Below are 16,858 nucleotides of genomic sequence, written 5' to 3'. Positions count from 1 at the left end.
CATTCATGATTCGAAAATCTGTATTCCTCTGTATTGCGCCGCTGTCCGCTGCATTGCTTGCCGGCTGCGGCGGCGACGATTCGGTCACGGCGTCGCCGGCTCACATGACTACCGCGACGCCCGCCGCGATGGCGCAGACCTGCGACGCGCTTGCCGCGAAGCTGGCGTATGCGAACACGTCGTTCACGTCGGTGACGACCGCGGCCGCGGGCGCGCTGACGGTGGCGGGCAAGCCGATCGCCGAGCATTGCGTGATCGCGGGGAAGATGAACGAGCGCGTGAGCGCGGTGGACGGCAACACCTATGCGATCGGCTTCGAGATGCGCTTGCCGAAGGCGTGGAATGGCCGCTTCTTCTACCAGGCGAACGGCGGGCTCGACGGCAACGTGGTGAAGGCGACCGGCGAGATCGGCGGCGGCGGGCCGCTGACGAACGCGCTGAACCAGGGCTTCGCGGTGATCAGCTCGGATTCGGGGCACAGCGCCGCGCAGAACCCGCTGTTCGGTCTCGATCCGCAGGCGCGCCGCGACTACGGCTACGCGGCCGTCGACGCGCTGACGCCGATGGCGAAGCAGGTGATCCGCCTCGCGTACGGCAAGGCGCCGGACCGCAGCTACTTCGGCGGCTGCTCGAACGGCGGGCGGCACGCGATGGTCACGGCGGCGCGCAACGCGGCCGACTACGACGGGATCATCGCGGGCGATCCGGGCGTGCATCTGCCGAAGGCGGCGATCGGCGAGATGTACGGCGCGCAGCAGTTCGCGAAGATCGCGTCGGCGACCGGCGCGAACGGGCTGCCGGATCTTCGCAGCGGCTTCACCGATGCGGAGCGGCGGTTCGTCGGCGCGAAGATCGTGGAGAAGTGCGATGCGCTCGATGGCGCAGCCGACGGGATGGTGCAGGACGTCGCCGCATGCCAGGCGCATTTCAGCATCGACGCGGATATTCCGACCTGCGCGAACGGCGCGCGCACCGGCGCGTGTTTGACGAGCGCGCAGAAGACGGCACTCGCGAACGTGTTCGCGGGGGCGCGCAACAGCGCGGGCACGGCGCTGTATGCGAGCTTTCCGTACGATCCGGGCATTGCCGGCAGCGGCTGGGCGGGCTGGAAGCAGTCGAATTCGATCACGCTCGACCCGGCCGCGATGGCGTTCACGTTCATGACGCCGCCGAAGTCTGCCGCGACGCTCGCGAACCTGCCGGGCTTCGCGCTCGGTTTCGACATGGACAACGACGCGCCGGCGATCTTCGCGACGAACGGCGTGTACACGGAATCCGCGTGGTCGTTCATGACGCCGCCCGACGAGACGAATCTCGCGGCGCTGAAGTCGCGCGGTGCGAAGCTGCTCGTTTATCACGGCACGGGGGATCCGGTGTTTTCGTTCAGCGACACGCGTGACTGGTATGTGCGGCTCGCGCAGGCGAATGGCGGCGATGCGTCGGATTTCGCGCGGTTCTATCCGGTGCCGGGGATGAACCATTGCTCGGGTGGGCCGACGGCGGATCAGTTCGATATGTTGACGCCGCTGGTCGCGTGGGTCGAACAGGGGCAGCCGCCTGAAGCGGTGGTCGCCACCGCGCGCGATGCGGCGAATGCGGTGCCGAATGCGGAAGTGCCGGTTTCGTGGGGCGCGGGGCGCACGCGGCCGCTGTGTCCGTTTCCGAAGGTCGCGCGTTACAACGGGGCGGGGGCGGTGAATTCGGCGGGGAGTTTTAGTTGTAGTTGACGCCAGGCCAGAGCGGTCTTCGCGCGGACGAGATGTGCCGATGGGTGATCGCATCGCGGCACCTGTCGCTACCCGGCGGCGTATTGCCGGGTAGCGACCCAGTCGTTCGAACGGGTCATGAAACTCCGCCGCAGGTTACTCATGCGGCGGTCGCGTTTTATCGCTTGGTCTCGGTCGCGTTCTTGGCAGCGTCGCCCGATTCCGCGTTTGCCTCGGTGTCCTTCGGCTTACGGGCAACATAAACGGGTGCGATGCCGTGTTCTTCAAGGTTGCGAATGGCTTTCTTCACGGCCGCGCTCACCTGCTCCCGATAGGTGTCGCTGATCAAGTAACGGCCGAATTTGTCAGCAGGCATGATTCGCTCCCATTGGATGGTTGTCGGCTGAAATTGTAAGCCGCGCCATCGAAATTCGCGCAGCAACCGCCGCCAGTCAAATCCACTCGCCGCGGTTCACCGCGCCTTACTCGCCAAGCTCCACCGGCACCCCCAACCCCACCTTCACCCGGCTCATGCTCACGAGCGTCTTGAACCGCTTCACATTGTTGTTCGCAAAGAACAACTGCCGCGTGAGCGCGTTGTACTGATCCATATCCCGCACGACGAGGATCAGCACGAAATCCCACTCCCCCGTGACGTAATAGCACTGCTGCACCTGCGGACACTGTTCGAAAGTCCGCTTCATCGCATCGAGCAGATCGATCTGCTCGCTCTCCACCTCGACGTTGACGACGATCGTCAGCGCATACCCGGCCTTCTCCGGCGCGACGACGGCCGTATATCGATCGATCACGCCGTCGTCGGCAAGACGGCGCAGCCGCCGGTTCACCGCGGCGGTCGACAGGTTCACGCGTGCGCCGAGTTCGTTCTGGGGCGTTTGCGCGTTGCGCTGGACTTCCATCAGCAGCTTGCGATCGAACGCATCGAGTGGGGTAGTCATGTTGGCGCGTGGAACCTCGAAAGAATGAGAAATTTTTGCGTGACGGCGGCCAACTTGGAGAATTTGTTGATCGCCCCGCGCAATATTATTTTGCTCATCGAGGGCGGGCGCAAGCGGCGCCTTCCCGATGCGAACCCACCGACGGCCCCCTTCCGACGCCGTCCCTTCGGAGCCCACCTCCCATGCTGATCGCCAACCCCCGGGCATCGCGCGCCCCTTATCCCGAGGCGCTGAAGCGCGTGCTGAACATCGCATCGGCCGACGAAAGCCGCGCGTGGCTGTCGCACTGGCCCCTCCTCAGCCGCGCGCCGACGCCGCTGCGCGAGCTGCCCGACGCCGCCGCGCAGCTCGGCATCGCGCGGCTCGCGGTGAAGGACGAGTCATGCCGCTCGCCGCTCGGCAGCTTCAAGGCGCTGGGCGCGCCGATTGCGCTGATGCGCCTGGTGATGCGGCTCTGGCGGTCGCACACCCTCGACCCGAAAGACCTGCTCGAAGGCCGCCACGCAGCGCTGCTCGCGGGCCTGACCGTGATCAGCGCGACCGACGGCAATCACGGCAAGGCGCTCGCCGCCGCCGCACGCGCGATCGGCTGCCGCTGCGTGATCGTGCTGCACGCGCACGTCGGCGTGGAACGCGAGCGCGCGATCGCCGCGCAGGGCGCGCAGATCGTGCGGATCTCGGGCAACTACGACGAATCCGTGCTGCATGCCGCGGCGCTCGCGCAGGCGAACGGCTGGCATGTGGTGTCGGATACGTCGTACGACGGCTACGAGGCGATTCCGCGCGACGTGATGCAGGGGTACGGCGTGATCGCGGCCGAGGCCGTCGCGCAGGCGGCGTGCGCGGACGGCGAGCCGCCGTTCACGCATGTGTTCCTGCAAGGCGGCGTGGGCGGGCTGGCCGCCGGCGTCGCGAGCTATCTGTGGGAGCGCGACGGCGCGCGGCGGCCGCATTTCGTCGTCGTCGAACCGCGCCAGGCCGATTGCCTGTACCAGAGCGCGCTCGCGGGCCGCGCGACGAAGGCGACCGGCTCGGTCGATTCGGTGATGGCGGGGCTCGCGTGCGGCGAGGCGTCGCCGCTCGCGTGGGATTTCCTCGAGCCGTGCATCGACCACTTCATGCTGATCGACGACGACGATGCGGTGCAGGCGATGCGCCGGCTCGCGGCCGGCAGCGATCGCGACGTGCCGCTCGTGGCCGGCGAATCGGGCGCGGCCGGCGTCGCGGGGCTCGCCGTGCTGATGCGCGATCGCGACGCCGCGCGCGCGGCGGGGCTCGATGCGAACGCGCGGGTGCTCGCGATCAACACGGAGGGCGCGACGGCGCCGTCCGTCTACGAACGCTGCGCCGGCGAGCCGGCCGACGCGGTGCTGGCCCGCCAGCGCGACTGGCTGCAACGCACGGCGCACGCCGTGCAATGACGATGCCGATCGACGAGGAGCGCGACATGGAAAGTACGCTGCAAGGCAAGTTGAAGGCGTGGCGACACCACCTGCATCAGCATCCGGAAACGGGTTTCGAGGAAGTGAAGACGTCCGATTACGTCGCGAACATTCTGACGACGCTCGGGCTCGACGTGCATCGCGGCATCGGCGGAACGGGGCTCGTCGCGAACCTGACGGTCGGTGCGGGCACGCGCGCGATCGGCGTGCGCGCGGACATGGACGCGCTGAACATCGCCGAGCGCGCGCCGGGCCGCGCGCATGCGTCGCACACGCCCGGCAAGATGCACGCATGCGGCCACGACGGCCACATGTCGATGGTGCTCGGCGCGGCGCAGTTGCTGGCCGAGCGCAAGGATTTCGACGGCACCGTGCGTTTCATTTTCCAGCCGGCCGAGGAACACGGCCGCGGCGCGAAGGCGATGATGGCCGACGGCCTGTTCGAGCGCTTTCCGGTGGACGCGATCTTCGGCGCGCACAACATGCCGGGCATGCGCGCGGGCACGTTCGCGACGCGCGCGGGCGGCATCATGGCGAGCGAGGACAACTTCGTGATCCGGATCAACGGGCGCGGCACGCATGCGGCGCGGCCGCAGATGGGCGTCGACCCGATCGTGATCGCATCGCAGGTCGTGCTCGCGCTGCAGACGATCGTGTCGCGCAATCTCGACCCGGGGCTGCAGGCCGTGATCTCGTGCACGGAGTTCATCACCGACGGGCTGCGCAACGTGATTCCGTCGACGGTGACGATCAAGGGTGACACGCGCAGCTATGCGCGCGACGTGCAGGTGCTGCTGGAAACGCGGATGCGCGAGATCAGCGAGGGCATCTGCCGCGCGCACGGCGCGGACTGCACGTTCGAGTACACGCACGAGTTCGCGCCGACGGTGAATTCGCCGGAGTACGTCGATCTCGCGGTGCGGGCCGCTGCAAACGTCGCCGGAGCGGAAAGCGTGGACCCGAGCGTCCAGCCGATGATGATCTCGGAGGATTTCGGCGCGTTCCTGCAGGTCGTGCCGGGCAACTTCATCTTCATCGGCAACGGCGAAGCGTCGGCGCCGGGCGGCGTGCCGCTGCACAACGCGACCTACGATTTCAACGACGAGATCCTGTCGACCGGCGCGCGGTATTTCGCGGAGATCGCGCGGCTCGCGTTGCCGGCGGCGTAGCGCTGCATCTGTGCCAGGCGCGCCACCGTCACGCGTCGGCCGGCTGCCGCTTGCCCGCTGCGTCCGCGCCACGCGCGCGCTCGAGAATCGCAAGCACTTCGCGCGCGGTGTTCTCCGAATGGTTGCGCAGCACCTGCGGCAGCGCCGCATGCGACGGATCGGCGAGCGCCTGCATGATCGCCTCGTGCTCGCCGAGCGATTCGGCCCGGCGCAGCGTGTCCGCGTTCGCGGCGCCGCGCGCGCGATGCACCTTCGACATCAGCGACGCATGGATGCCCGACAGCAAACCGTGTCTGGATTGACGGCTTGGCAACGGCGATATCCGTTGGCGGCGCATTGGCGGGCTCGATGCCGATGTCGTTGCGCCGTCTTTGTGCGGTCCTGTTCGCCCGCCCTCACACCAGTTCGCCAAGACACGCATCGAACTGCGTGACCAGCCGGTCGACGTCCTGCGCCGTGGTGTCCGGGCATACGAGCATCATGTTGTGGAATGGCGTGATCAGCACGCCGCGATTCAGCAGGTACAGATGCACGATGTGCTCGAGCTCGCTGTCGAGCTGCTGCCCGGCGAGCGTGCCGTTGCGCGGCGGCGCCGGCGCGAACTGGAATTCCGTGCGCGCGCCGATGCGCGTCACGCACCACGGCAGCCGGTGCTGCGCGATCGCCCGTTCGAGCCCTGACGCAAGCCGCGCGGCGAGTTCGAACATGTGCGCATACGCCGCGTCGGTCGCGACTTCCTCCAGCGTGGCGCGCATCGCGTGCATCGCCAGCATGTTCGCGGTGAGCGTCGTGCCGATGCCCGAGTGCCCGGGCGGCGCATTCAGCTTCGCCTGCTTCGCGCGTTCCGCGAATGCCGCGCTGAAACCGTAGACCGCGCATGGCACGCCGCCGGCGATCGGCTTGCCGACCACCAGCGCGTCGGGGTCGAGCCCGTGCGCGACCGCATAGCCGCCCGGGCCGCTGCTGATCGTGTGCGTCTCGTCGATCACGAGCAGCGTGCCGTAGCGGCGCGTCAGCGCGCGCGCTGCCTGCCAGAAGCCGGGGTCGGGCAGCACCATGCCGATGTTCGTCATGGCGGGCTCGGCGAGCACGCACGCGACGTCGCCTTGCTGCAGCGCGGCCTCGAGCGCAGCCAGGTCGTTGAACTCGACCACGCGCGTGTTCGCGAGCAGGTCATGCGCCTGCCCGAGCAGGCTGTCGCGCTGCACGGGGCGGCCGTCGACGAGATCGACGAACACATCGTCGACCGTGCCGTGATAGCAGCCGTTGAACACGACGATCGTGTTGCGGCCGGTGGCCGCGCGCGCCCAGCGCAGCACGAAGCGGTTCGCGTCGCTCGCGCTCAGCGCGAACTGCCAGACCGGCAGCGCGAAGCGGCGCGCAAGCTCGCGCGCGACCCACGCCGCGTCCTCGCTCGGCAGCATCGTGGTGTAGCCGCGCGTCGCCTGCCGCGCGAGCGCACGCGCGACGGGCTCGGGCGCATGGCCGAACATCGCGCCGGTATCGCCGAGACAGAAATCGACGTAGCGATGGCCGTCGACGTCGGTGAACGTCGCGCCGCGCGCCTCTTTCACGTACAGCGAAAACGGGGTCGACCAGTCCTGCATCCAGTGCAACGGCACGCCGAACAGCAGATGCTCGGCCGCTTCGGTGGACAGCGCGCGGGACTTCGGCATCGCTTCGGTGAACGCGCGGCGCTCGCGGTCGAACAACGCGCGGGCGCGGGTGAGGTCGACTCCGTGGCGGGAAGGCAATTGGAACTCCTCTGGCAGGTTGGTCGGATTGACGCCTTCGCGAGCTTGTCATATTCCGGGAGCGTGGTCGATTCGGGCTCGACCGCGTATCCGCCTGACGTAAAGTTTTTGCGCATAAACATACGACAACGTATGTCGATGCCGCAGACGCGCTATGTGAGTGTGCGCACACATAAGCGGATGATTTCCAGATTAAAGAAGGTTAAACGACAGATTCGGAAGAAGCTCCAGCGGTGGCTAGATTGCCATATGTGATACGACGACATATGAATAAGGCGCGCCACCCGGGCGCGTCGATCGCCCAATACACTGGAGGAGTGCCCATGGCCGCCGCCCGCCGCCGTTCGTCTTCATCCGCCCGGTTCCAACCGTCCACGCGGTTGTCGCGTCGCGCGTTCATCGGCTGGACCGGCGCGCTGGCCGGTGGCGCGGTGCTCGGCGGGCCGTTCGCGGCGACCCGGGCGTTTGCCGGAGGCAGCATGTCGAGCATGTCGGCGGTCGATCCGATCTGGGGCGAGCACGGCGCGGCCGCGCGCATCGCCGCGTCGCTCGCGCACGTGTCGCGGCTTGCGTTCCATGGCCGCGACTTCGACGTGACACGCTATGGCGCGCGCCCCTGCGCGACGGTCCCGCAGGCGTCGCCATACACGAACACCGCGAAATCGCCGGTGAGCCCCGGCTCGGAGCGGACGGTTGCATCCGGCGCATTCGATTCACGCCCGGCATTCCTCGCGGCGATCGATGCGTGCCATCGCGAAGGCGGCGGCCGCGTGGTCGTGCCGCCCGGCAACTGGTATTGCGCGGGGCCGATCGTGCTGCAGAGCGACGTGAATTTTCACCTGGGCGCGAACTGCACGATCTACTTCAGCCCGAACCCGGCCGACTACGCGAAGGACGGCCCCGTCGACTGCGGCGCGAACGGCCGCCTGTACTACAGCCGCTGGCAGGCGAACGACTGCCTGAACTACGGCGCGCCCGTCTACGCGCGCCACGCGACGAACATCGCGCTGACCGGCGAAGGCCCGACGTCGGTGCTGAACGGGCAGGCGATGACGCCGTTTTCCGGCAGCGGCAACGGCAGCATCTGCTGGTGGACCTTCAAGGGTTCGTCGGGCGCATATGGCGCGGGCGCGTCGGTGCCGAGCCAGGCGCTGGCGAACCCGAACAACGTCGACTTGCGCATCGTCGCGCCGGCGATTCCCGATGCGCTGTACGCGCTGCTGACGTCGCCCGTCACGCCGTGGCGGCAGGACCAGAACTACCTGCCCGCGCTGTCCGAGGCGGGCGTGCCGGTCGAGCAGCGCATCTTCGGGCTCGGCCATTACCTGCGGCCGTGCATGGTCGAGTTCATCGGCTGCACGAACGTGCTGATGGAAAACTACCAGACGCAGAACACGCCGTTCTGGCAGCACCATCCGGCCGCGTGCCGCAACGTCGTGATCCGCGGCGTGACGGCCGACAGCATCGGCCCGAACAACGACGGCTTCGATCCGGACGCCTGCACCGACGTGCTGTGCGAGGGCTGCACGTTCAACACCGGCGACGACTGTATCGCGATCAAGTCGGGCAAGGATCGCGACACGGAATACGGCCCCGCGAAGCGCCACCTGATCCGCAACTGCACGATGAACAGCGGCCACGGTGGCATCACGCTCGGCAGCGAGATGGGCGGCGGCGTCGAGCAGATCTACGCGACCAACCTGTCGATGCTGAACGCGAACTGGCAGACCAATCCGCTGAACATCGCGATCCGCGTGAAGACCAACATGAACCGCGGCGGCTACGTGAAGGATTTCCACGTGAAGGGCGTGACGCTGCCGAACGGCGTGAACCTGAAGGGCGGCGGCTACGGCAGCGCGCTACTCGCGGGCAGCCCGATCAACGCGAGCGTGCCGCTGGGCGTCGCGACGGCGGCGGCCGGCAACCCGTCCGCCGCGCAGGGCGGCATCGTCACGTTCGATTGCGATTACCAGCCCGCGAACGACGCGGTGCGCACCCGCCCGCCGCTCGTGCAGAACGTGACGATCTCGGGCCTGAAGGCGAGCAACGTGACGCTGAACGGCGTGAGTGCGTCGTGCTTCCAGGCGATCGTCGCGCAGGGGCCGGTCGCGTTCGACTACAACGGTGCGCCGCCCGCGCCGCCCGCGCCGCCCGCGCCGCCCGCGCCGCCCGCGCCGCCCGCGCCGCCCGCGCCGCCCGCGCCGACCACGCCGACCACGCCGACCACGCCGACCACGCCGACCACGCCGACCACGCCGAACACGCCGAACACGCCGAACACGCCGAACACGCCGAACACGCCGACCACGCCGAACACGCCGACCACGCCGACCACGCCACCCGCGCCACCCGCGCCACCCGCGCCACCCGCGCCGGCCGTCCAGCCGATCGCCGGCGTGACGATCCGCGACTGCGATTTCGGCACGCCGGTTGCGTCGGGCACGCCGACGGCGACGTCGCCGGGGCCCGTCTATGCGTACAACGTGAGCGGGATGGTGCTGTCGAACGTCGTGATCGCCGGGCAGGCGGTCAACACGACGATCACCGACCGGCGCTAGCGGCGCGCGCGAGGCTTGCGACGCGAGAAGGCAGGACCGTATCGACGCATCAGGCCAGCGTCTTCACCATGTGATGCTCGTCGTAGAAGCGGCCATCCACGAACAGCGAGCGCGGCTCCGTGCCGAACCGGACGAAGCCTTGCGACGCATACAGCCGCTCGGCCGTCGCGTTGGTTTCGTTCACGCACAGCATCAGCTGGCGGCACTGCCATGCCTGCGCCGCGTGTTCGGTCGCGCCGTCGAGCAGCGACTGCGCGATGCCGCGCCCGCGATAGGCGGGATCGACGAACACGCCCCAGATCGTCGCCTTGTGCGCGACCTTCGCGCGCGCATCGCGGCGCACGCCGGTGATGCCGACGAGCGCGTCGCCGTCGAACGCGCCGAACACGGCCTGCGCGGGCGTCGGGCGCAGGCGGGCGGCCCGTTCCTCGATCGGCAGGGCGGCTTCTTCGTCGCGTGTCGGCAGGAACGAGGTCGGCGACGTGGCGACCGCAAGGAGGCGCAGGGACTGGAACAGGATGGCGTCGGCGGTGTCGAGCAGGCGGATCGTGATCATGCGGGTCGTGGGGCAGGGGATCGTCGGAATCTGCGGCGCGCCGCAGGGCATGCCCATGCTAGACGGAATCGGCAACGCATGCATGGCCGATCGAAGCCGCCGCGAGGATGCGGCGACGACTCGGCGATGACTCGGCGATGGCTCGGCGATGGCTCGGTGATGGCTCGGCGATGACTCGGCGATGGCTCGGCGATGGCTCGGCGATGACTCGGCGATGGCTCGGCGATGGCTTGGCGATGACTTGGCGATGGCTCGGCCACGACTCGGCGATGACTTGGCGATGGCTCGGCGACGACTCGGCGATGACTTGGCGATGGCTCGGCGATGGCTCGGCAATGGCTCGGCGACGACTCGGCGATGACTCGGCGATGGCTCGGCGATGGCTCGGCGATGACGCGACGATCACGCAACGCCGCGCCCGCGTCAGATCGCGTCGTGCGGCCGCTCGGCCTCGCCGTCCACGCAGCACGCGAGCACCTCGGCATCGGTGTCGCCGAGGCTCAGGTACACGTGCCCGACCGAGCTGTCGAAATACAGGCTGTCGCCGGCCGAGAGCCGGAACGACTGGCCGTTCTCGAAGCGCAGCTCCAGCTCGCCGCTCAGCACGAACACGAACTCCTCGCCGCTGTGCCGGATGTAGTCGGCGAAGTCGGACAGCTTGCGCGCGTGAATGCGCCCGCGCACGGGCACCATCCGCTTGCCGGTCAGGTCGTTCGCGAGCATCCCGTACGCGTAGTTCGGCGTGTCGTACACCACCTGCTGGCCGGCCGGCGTGAAACTCGGCTGCATCGCGCCGGCCGGCGCCGCGCGGCCGAACATCGCGTCGAAGTCGAGCGCGAGCGCATGCGTGAGCGCCGCGAACTTGTCGTAGGTGAGCGCGATGTCGCCGCGCTCGGCCTTCGAGATCGTCGATACCGCGATGCCCGAGCGCTCGGAAAGCTGCGCGAGCGTCAGGCCGCGCGATTTGCGCGCGTCGCGCAGCCGCGCGCCGACCGTCCGGTGATCGAGGCGCGGCGGTTCGGCGTCGGGCGCCGGCGGAACGGGGGCGGTGGCTTTGGACATCGGAAACTCGGCGTGATGCGCGTGCAGCGTAGCTACGGGTTTTATCGTATGCGAGATGTAATTTTCTCGTATATGATAATTTTCGTCGAAATCGCCGGGGTGGGCGTGACGGCCACTCTAGCATCGGGCGGCGCGAATCTCTGCGGCAACCGGTGCCGCGCGCCGCCACCCTGTGCCCCGTCATCCCGCCGGCCCGCCGCGGCCGGCTTCTCGAAGGTGCCCTCGATGTCCAGTGAAATCCAGCGTCTGCAGACCAACGCGCGCATGAGCCAGGTCGTGATCGCGAACGGCTTCGTCCATCTCGCCGGCCAGGTGCCCGACTCGGCCGGCGCGTCGATCGCGGTGCAGGCGGGCGAAGTGCTCGCGCGCATCGACGCGCTGCTCGCGGCGGCCGGCGTCGACAAGACGCGCGTCGTCACCGCGAACGTGTGGCTCAGCGACGCCGCGCACTTCGATGCGTTCAATGCGGTGTGGGACGCGTGGGTGCCGGCCGGCCACGCGCCGACCCGCGCGTGCGTGCAGGCGCTGCTGATGAAGCCGGGCCTCGACGTCGAAATCGCCGTGACCGCGCTCGCCTGAGCCCGGCGCCACGCGCCTCGAGGAGTTCCTTCCGATGAAGTTCGATACGCTCGTCCTCGGCGGCGGCATGATCGGCGTGTCCGTTGCCGTCCACCTGCAGCAGCGCGGCCTGTCGGTCGCGCTCGTCGACCGCAAGGCGCCCGGCAACGAAACCTCGTTCGGCAATGCCGGGCTGATCCAGCGCGAGGGCGTGTACCCGTACGCGTTTCCGCGCGGCTTCGGCACGCTGCTCAAGTACGCGTGCAACCGCTCGCCCGACGTCCGTTATCACGCCGCGGCGATGCCGAAGCTCGCGCCGTTCCTGTATCGCTACTGGCGCAATTCGCACCCCGCGCGCCACGCCGCCATCGCGCGCGCATACGCGCCGCTCATCGAGCACTGCGTGACCGAACACCGCGCGCTGATCGACGCGGCGGGCGCGGGCGTGCTGCTGCGCGACGGCGGCTGGCTCAAGGTGTTCCGCCGCGCGGCGACCCGCGATGCGGAAACCCGCAACGCCGAACGCTGGCGCGCCGAATACGGCGTGACCTTCGACGCGCTCGACGCCGCGGGCCTGCGCGACGCGGAGCCGTTCCTGAGCAAGGAACTGATCGGTGCGCTGCGCTACACGGGCTCCGATTCGATCCGCGACCCGCACGCGCTCGTCACCGCGTACGCGCGGCACTTCGAGCGGCTCGGCGGGCGCATCGTGACCGGCGACGCGCTGACGCTCGCGCCCGACCCGGGCCACGGCTGGCGCGTCGACACCGCCGAGGGCCCGCTCGACGCGCACGCGGCGGTCGTCGCGCTCGGCCCATGGTCGGACCTGCTGTGCGAGCGGCTCGGCTACCGGCTGCCGCTCGCGGTCAAGCGCGGCTATCACATGCACTACGCGGCGCAGCCGGGCGCGCGCCTGAACCGGCCGGTGCTCGACGCGGACAGCGGTTTCCTGATCGCGCCGATGACGCGCGGCATCCGCCTGACGACGGGCGCCGAACTCGGCCTGCGCGACACGCCCGCGACGCCGGCCCAGCTCGCGGCCGTCGAGCCGGTCGCGCGCCGGCTGTTTCCGCTCGGCGCGCGCGTCGACGGCGTGCCGTGGCTCGGCCGCCGGCCGTGCACGCCGGACATGCTGCCGGTGATCGGCGCGGCGCCGCGCCATCGAGATTTGTGGTTTGCCTTCGGTCATGCGCATCACGGCTTCACGCTCGGCCCGGTGACGGGCCGGCTGGTGGCCGACCTGATGATGGGCACGCCCCCGTTCGTCGATCCGGCGCCGTTCCGGGTCGAGCGTTTCCTGCGCGGCCGCTGACCCCGGCGCCGCGCAATGCAGCAGGGCGCGCCCCGGACACGATCCGGGCCGCCTGTCCAGCGGCCGACCCAACCGGCGGGCCGTGACGATCAACGTTTGGAGACAACATGCAACAGAACACGATGCGGCGCGACCTCAGCGCGCGCCAGATTTCGTTCATGGCCCTCGGCATGGCGCTCGGCGTCGGCCTGTTCCTCGGCTCGGCGTCCGCGATCAAGGCGGCCGGGCCGGGCGTGCTGGTGGCCTACCTGATCGGCGGCGGGATGATCTTCCTGATCATGCGCGCGCTCGGCGAGATGGCCGTGCACCAGCCGGTGGCGGGCTCGTTCGGCGCGTACGCATTCGAATACCTCGGGCCGTTCGCGGGCTACCTGGTCGGCTGGAACTACTGGCTGCTGATGGTCGGCGTGGGCGTCGCGGAGACCACCGCGGTCGGCATCTACATGGGCTTCTGGTTTCCCGACGTGCCGCAATGGATCTGGGTCGTGTCGTCGATCGCCGCGATCGCCGGCTTCAACATGCTCAACGTGAAAGCATACGGCGAGCTCGAGTTCTGGTTCGCGCTGATCAAGGTCGCGACGATCCTGCTGATGATCGCGGGCGGCGCGCTGATCGTGTTCACGGGGATCGGCCACCAGGGCGTGCCGGTCGGCCTGTCGAACCTGTGGCGGCACGGCGGCGTGTTCCCGCATGGCGTGCTCGGGCTCGTGAGCGCGCTGCCGATCATTGCGTATTCGTTCGCGGGCGTCGAGATGATCGGCCTCACCGCCGGCGAGGCGCGCGAGCCGAAGAAGGTGATCCCGCGCGCGATCAACGCGGTGCTGTGGCGAATCCTGATCTTCTACGTCGGCGCGATGTTCATCATCATGGCGCTCTATCCGTGGACCGGGCTCGGCGCGCACGGCAGCCCGTTCGTGACGACCTTCGAGGCGCTCGGGCTGCGGCAGGCGGCGGGCATCGTCAACTTCGTGGTGGTGACGGCCGCGCTGTCGAGCTTCAACTGCGTCGTGTTCAGCGCCGCGCGCATGCTCGTGAGCCTCGCGGATAACGGTCTCGCGCCCGCGCCGTTCGCGCGGCTGAGCGCGAGCGGCTCGCCGTCGCGCGCGGTCGCGCTGACCATCGCGTGCATGTCGGTGGGGGTGCTGCTGAACTACGTGGTGCCCGCGCGCGTGTTCGGCTGGCTGATGTCGCTGCTGTCGTTCGAGGTGCTCGTCACGTGGGCGATGATCGTGCTGACGCACATGCGGTTTCGCCGCGTGATGGCCGCGCGCGGCGTGACGACGCGCTTCCGCATGCCGTATGCGCGCGTCACGTCGTGGGTGTGCCTCGGGTTCGTCGGGTTCGTGTTCGTGATGCTGGGCATCGACCCGGAGACGCGCGGCTCGCTGATCGTCGGTGCGGTGACGATCGCCGTGCTGACGGTGATCTACCGGCGTTCAGTGAGCCTGCAGTCGGCCGCGCAGTCCACGCAGATCGCGCTCGAGGCCGAGCGCGCGTGAGGGTGGTGCGCTGCGCGGTCATGCCGCGCGCAGGCGCCGGTCACGCGCTGCCGTGCGCGGCGCCGGCGTGCGATCAATACCGCGACAGCTGGTTGCCGTCGATCCGCACGCGCTCGCCCGGGCGCAGGTCGCCCGGCGTCGGCACGTCGAACGAGCGCGTCGAACCGTCGTTGACCTGCACGTCGATCCGGTAGCCGCTCGGCGCCTGCTGCGCGCCCATCTGCTGGCCGATCTGGTTGCCGGCGACGGCGCCGCCGAGCGCGCCGATCACGGTTGCCGCGTCGCGGCCCCGGCCACCGCCGATCTGGTTGCCGAGCACGCCGCCGATCAGCGCACCGACCACGGTGCCGGCGATGCCCGCCGGCGCGACCGCGCTGCTCACCGGGCGGATGTTCGCGATGGTGCCGTACTGCGTGCCGTATTGGCTGCCGTACTGGTTCTGGTTCCCGTATTGGTTGTTCCCGTACTGGTTGCCGTATTGCGAGTCGTACGGCGACGGCGCCTGGTTCGGATACGCGGGCTGCTGCTGCACGTAGCCCGGCTGCGAATAGGCCGGCTGCGCGTAGCCGGGCGTCGCGTATTGCTGCTGCGGATAGCCCTGCGCGCCGTACGGGCCGTAGCCCGGTGCGACGCAGGCCGTGAGCGGGAGCGCCGCCACGGCGACGAGCGAGGCGAACAGAATGGTCTTCGTGGAGGGCATGCGCTTCATGAGGTTTCCTGCATCGGCAACGTGTTCGCCGTGGGGATCGTCGGACGGGGTGGCGAACTCGGCGTGAGTATAAGGAATGGCCGCATGGGCGTCCGGGGCGGCCGGGTAACAACGTGTAAAGTCTGTTGCCGTGTAAATCCTGGACGGCCGGCGGCGCGCGGGGCGGCACATCGGCAAGAATTTCCGGGCATGTCCGGGGGGCGGCGATCGCATCGCGAAATCGGATGCGCGGCACCGCAACATTGGATTGGCCGCGCGTGATCGGCCAGGAACGCTACGGGCTTGCAGCGGGCTGCGACGCGACGTTCGTTGCGCTGCGCGCGCCGAACGCGGCAGCGGCAGCGGCGGCGGCGGCGGCGGCGGACGCGAGCGTGCCGGCGGAGCGCCGGGTCGTGCGGCGCGGAGAAAGCGACGCGGGCGCGCAGTTCACGCCGGGGCTGCGGTTCGCGCGATGAGGCGGCGCTTCGCGCGGTCTTGCCTGCATGGATTCACTTCTACAACTGGCACCGCCTCACCACGGCATCGGCTGCCAACCTCCCGTGTCCCGAGTCCCCACGCCGCGAAACGACCTATTGACTCTCCACACCTAGCGCCGCTCGCGCTCCAGCATCGCGGCGAGCGCCTTGGTCAGCTCGACGACCATCGGGTCGGCGGTGGGCCGATGCAGGATCGCGATGTCCATGTTCTCGATCGGCGCGAAGCCCTGCTTCGCGGTCAGCACGACGTGTTCGGCCGTGACCGCGCGCGCGGGCAGCACGCTGATGCCGAGCCCGTCGGCGACCGCGGCCTGGATGCCGCTCAGGCTCGACGTCGAGAAGCTGATCCGCCAGCGGCGGCCGCGTTCCTCGATCGCCTTGATCATGTCGTCGCGATACAGCCCGCGCGGCGGAAACGTGACGATCGGCACCGGGTCGAGGTCGATCGACGGATGCTTCGCGCTGTCGATCCATTTCAGTTTCTCGGGCCAGCGCGCGACCGCTTCGCGGCTGTCGCGTCGCTGCTTGATCAGCACGAGATCGAGATCGCCGCGGTCGTACGCGGCGCTGACGTCGCGGCTCAGCCCGCAGGTCACTTCCAGCTTCACCTGCGGATGCTGGCGCTTGAACGCGGCGAGCGCATGCGTCGTGCGGCCCGCCGCGAAATCGTCCGGCACGCCGAGCCGGATCGTCACCGCGACGGTCGCGCCCGACAGCGCCTCGAGCAACTCGTCGTTGAGCGCGAGCATCCGGCGCGCGTAGCTGAGCAGCGTGACGCCCGCGTCGGTCGGCCGCACGTCGCGCGTGCCGCGGTCGAGCAGCCGGTGCCCCGCGATCTCCTCCAGCCGCCGGACCTTCTGGCTGACCGTCGACTGCGTCGAGTGGAGCCGCGCGGACGCGGTCGTGAAGCTGCCGCAATCGGCGACCATCACGATCGCCCGCAGCAGGTCGAGGTCGAACAGGGGTCTATTCATTTTTTGCACTTCAGTGAAGTGGAGTATTTCGTTTTCCAATGCGTGCGACGACTTTTAGCATGCCGTGGGCAGAAGGTGCTGCACATCTGTCGTTTGCTGTATAGGCTGCAATCGAGTCATCTCG

At 69.1% G+C, this 16,858-nt stretch carries 16 protein-coding genes; 8 read left to right on the top strand and 8 right to left on the bottom strand.

The window, feature by feature from the left end; all coding sequences use genetic code 11:
• The first annotated feature begins 5 nt into the window (after window positions 1-5).
• On the top strand, window positions 6-1,727 hold the full coding sequence (locus HWY45_RS08270; protein ID WP_059879175.1) for a tannase/feruloyl esterase family alpha/beta hydrolase: 1,722 nt from the start codon (window positions 6-8) through the stop codon (window positions 1,725-1,727).
• A gap of 157 nt (window positions 1,728-1,884) precedes the next feature.
• Here the strand turns inward: HWY45_RS08270 and HWY45_RS08265 are convergent, their stop codons facing one another.
• Both HWY45_RS08265 and HWY45_RS08260 read right to left on the bottom strand, forming a co-directional pair.
• The gene (locus HWY45_RS08265; RefSeq protein WP_059879177.1) at window positions 1,885-2,082 is read right to left on the bottom strand and encodes a hypothetical protein; all 198 of its coding nucleotides are present in this window, start codon (window positions 2,080-2,082) and stop codon (window positions 1,885-1,887) included.
• Window positions 2,083-2,188: 106 nt separating this feature from the next.
• Window positions 2,189-2,665, bottom strand: a complete 477-nt coding sequence (locus HWY45_RS08260; RefSeq protein WP_059879180.1) for an Lrp/AsnC family transcriptional regulator — start codon at window positions 2,663-2,665, stop codon at window positions 2,189-2,191.
• Window positions 2,666-2,847: 182 nt separating this feature from the next.
• On the opposite strand from HWY45_RS08260, the gene HWY45_RS08255 reads away from it, so the two are divergent.
• Together HWY45_RS08255 and HWY45_RS08250 are read left to right on the top strand one after the other, a co-directional pair.
• Window positions 2,848-4,086, top strand: coding sequence for a diaminopropionate ammonia-lyase (locus tag HWY45_RS08255; protein ID WP_059879185.1), 1,239 nt, complete (start codon window positions 2,848-2,850; stop codon window positions 4,084-4,086).
• A 26-nt stretch (window positions 4,087-4,112) separates the two neighbouring features.
• Entirely contained in the window at window positions 4,113-5,276 is a 1,164-nt protein-coding gene (locus HWY45_RS08250) for a M20 aminoacylase family protein (protein ID WP_059879566.1), read from the top strand.
• A gap of 28 nt (window positions 5,277-5,304) precedes the next feature.
• On the opposite strand, the gene HWY45_RS08245 is transcribed toward HWY45_RS08250, so the two are convergent.
• Window positions 5,305-5,589 (bottom strand): GntR family transcriptional regulator, encoded by a 285-nt coding sequence (locus HWY45_RS08245; protein WP_175038422.1) that lies wholly within the window; start codon window positions 5,587-5,589, stop codon window positions 5,305-5,307.
• Between the two features lie 82 nt (window positions 5,590-5,671).
• Window positions 5,672-7,030: an aspartate aminotransferase family protein gene (locus HWY45_RS08240; RefSeq protein ID WP_059879189.1), complete on the bottom strand. Its 1,359-nt coding sequence runs from the start codon at window positions 7,028-7,030 to the stop codon at window positions 5,672-5,674.
• Window positions 7,031-7,353: 323 nt separating this feature from the next.
• On the opposite strand from HWY45_RS08240, the gene HWY45_RS08235 reads away from it, so the two are divergent.
• On the top strand, window positions 7,354-9,588 hold the full coding sequence (locus tag HWY45_RS08235) for a glycoside hydrolase family 28 protein (RefSeq protein ID WP_414143602.1): 2,235 nt from the start codon (window positions 7,354-7,356) through the stop codon (window positions 9,586-9,588).
• 49 nt (window positions 9,589-9,637) lie between these two features.
• Here HWY45_RS08235 and HWY45_RS08225 read toward each other — a convergent pair whose 3' ends face one another.
• Both HWY45_RS08225 and HWY45_RS08220 read right to left on the bottom strand, forming a co-directional pair.
• Window positions 9,638-10,144 carry a GNAT family N-acetyltransferase gene (locus tag HWY45_RS08225; RefSeq protein ID WP_059565153.1) on the bottom strand — a complete coding sequence of 169 codons (507 nt, stop codon included), beginning with the start codon at window positions 10,142-10,144 and terminating at the stop codon, window positions 9,638-9,640.
• A 423-nt stretch (window positions 10,145-10,567) separates the two neighbouring features.
• On the bottom strand, window positions 10,568-11,206 hold the full coding sequence (locus HWY45_RS08220; protein ID WP_059565045.1) for a helix-turn-helix domain-containing protein: 639 nt from the start codon (window positions 11,204-11,206) through the stop codon (window positions 10,568-10,570).
• A gap of 225 nt (window positions 11,207-11,431) precedes the next feature.
• On the opposite strand from HWY45_RS08220, the gene HWY45_RS08215 reads away from it, so the two are divergent.
• The 3 genes from HWY45_RS08215 to HWY45_RS08205 all read left to right on the top strand — a co-directional run bounded on the left by HWY45_RS08215 (window position 11,432) and on the right by HWY45_RS08205 (window position 14,575).
• A complete protein-coding gene (locus tag HWY45_RS08215) occupies window positions 11,432-11,785 on the top strand; it encodes a RidA family protein (RefSeq protein WP_059801168.1) in 354 nt (117 codons plus the stop codon).
• 34 nt (window positions 11,786-11,819) lie between these two features.
• Complete coding sequence (locus HWY45_RS08210) at window positions 11,820-13,076, top strand: NAD(P)/FAD-dependent oxidoreductase (RefSeq protein ID WP_059879192.1); 1,257 nt, start codon at window positions 11,820-11,822, stop codon at window positions 13,074-13,076.
• Between the two features lie 107 nt (window positions 13,077-13,183).
• Entirely contained in the window at window positions 13,184-14,575 is a 1,392-nt protein-coding gene (locus HWY45_RS08205) for an amino acid permease (protein ID WP_059801173.1), read from the top strand.
• Between the two features lie 73 nt (window positions 14,576-14,648).
• On the opposite strand, the gene HWY45_RS08200 is transcribed toward HWY45_RS08205, so the two are convergent.
• On the bottom strand, window positions 14,649-15,284 hold the full coding sequence (locus HWY45_RS08200; protein ID WP_059801175.1) for an outer membrane lipoprotein: 636 nt from the start codon (window positions 15,282-15,284) through the stop codon (window positions 14,649-14,651).
• 257 nt (window positions 15,285-15,541) lie between these two features.
• Between HWY45_RS08200 and HWY45_RS08195 the strand changes: the two genes are divergently transcribed.
• Window positions 15,542-15,739 (top strand): hypothetical protein, encoded by a 198-nt coding sequence (locus HWY45_RS08195; RefSeq protein WP_230942396.1) that lies wholly within the window; start codon window positions 15,542-15,544, stop codon window positions 15,737-15,739.
• Window positions 15,740-15,870: 131 nt separating this feature from the next.
• On the opposite strand, the gene HWY45_RS08190 is transcribed toward HWY45_RS08195, so the two are convergent.
• On the bottom strand, window positions 15,871-16,734 hold the full coding sequence (locus HWY45_RS08190) for a LysR family transcriptional regulator (protein WP_059879199.1): 864 nt from the start codon (window positions 16,732-16,734) through the stop codon (window positions 15,871-15,873).
• Between the last annotated feature and the right edge of the window lie 124 nt (window positions 16,735-16,858).

This window comes from Burkholderia stagnalis, from assembly GCF_902830275.1.
In the GTDB taxonomy this organism is placed as follows: Bacteria; Pseudomonadota; Gammaproteobacteria; order Burkholderiales; family Burkholderiaceae; genus Burkholderia; species Burkholderia stagnalis.
Note: the sequence above shows the minus strand (reverse complement) of the source record. Positions and strands in the feature narration are given on the sequence as shown.

Bases quoted from the DNA above. Each gene is read 5' to 3' on its own strand.
- HWY45_RS08220 (WP_059565045.1), bottom strand. From the start codon at position 11,206: ATGTCCAAAGCCACCGCCCCCGTTCCGCCGGCGCCCGACGCCGAACCG.
- HWY45_RS08250 (WP_059879566.1), top strand. From the start codon at position 4,113: ATGGAAAGTACGCTGCAAGGCAAGTTGAAGGCGTGGCGACACCACCTG.
- HWY45_RS08200 (WP_059801175.1), bottom strand. From the start codon at position 15,284: ATGAAGCGCATGCCCTCCACGAAGACCATTCTGTTCGCCTCGCTCGTC.
- HWY45_RS08255 (WP_059879185.1), top strand. From the start codon at position 2,848: ATGCTGATCGCCAACCCCCGGGCATCGCGCGCCCCTTATCCCGAGGCG.
- HWY45_RS08210 (WP_059879192.1), top strand. From the start codon at position 11,820: ATGAAGTTCGATACGCTCGTCCTCGGCGGCGGCATGATCGGCGTGTCC.
- HWY45_RS08215 (WP_059801168.1), top strand. From the start codon at position 11,432: ATGTCCAGTGAAATCCAGCGTCTGCAGACCAACGCGCGCATGAGCCAG.
- HWY45_RS08235 (WP_414143602.1), top strand. From the start codon at position 7,354: ATGGCCGCCGCCCGCCGCCGTTCGTCTTCATCCGCCCGGTTCCAACCG.
- HWY45_RS08205 (WP_059801173.1), top strand. From the start codon at position 13,184: ATGCAACAGAACACGATGCGGCGCGACCTCAGCGCGCGCCAGATTTCG.
- HWY45_RS08225 (WP_059565153.1), bottom strand. From the start codon at position 10,144: ATGATCACGATCCGCCTGCTCGACACCGCCGACGCCATCCTGTTCCAG.
- HWY45_RS08265 (WP_059879177.1), bottom strand. From the start codon at position 2,082: ATGCCTGCTGACAAATTCGGCCGTTACTTGATCAGCGACACCTATCGG.
- HWY45_RS08270 (WP_059879175.1), top strand. From the start codon at position 6: ATGATTCGAAAATCTGTATTCCTCTGTATTGCGCCGCTGTCCGCTGCA.
- HWY45_RS08260 (WP_059879180.1), bottom strand. From the start codon at position 2,665: ATGACTACCCCACTCGATGCGTTCGATCGCAAGCTGCTGATGGAAGTC.
- HWY45_RS08190 (WP_059879199.1), bottom strand. From the start codon at position 16,734: ATGAATAGACCCCTGTTCGACCTCGACCTGCTGCGGGCGATCGTGATG.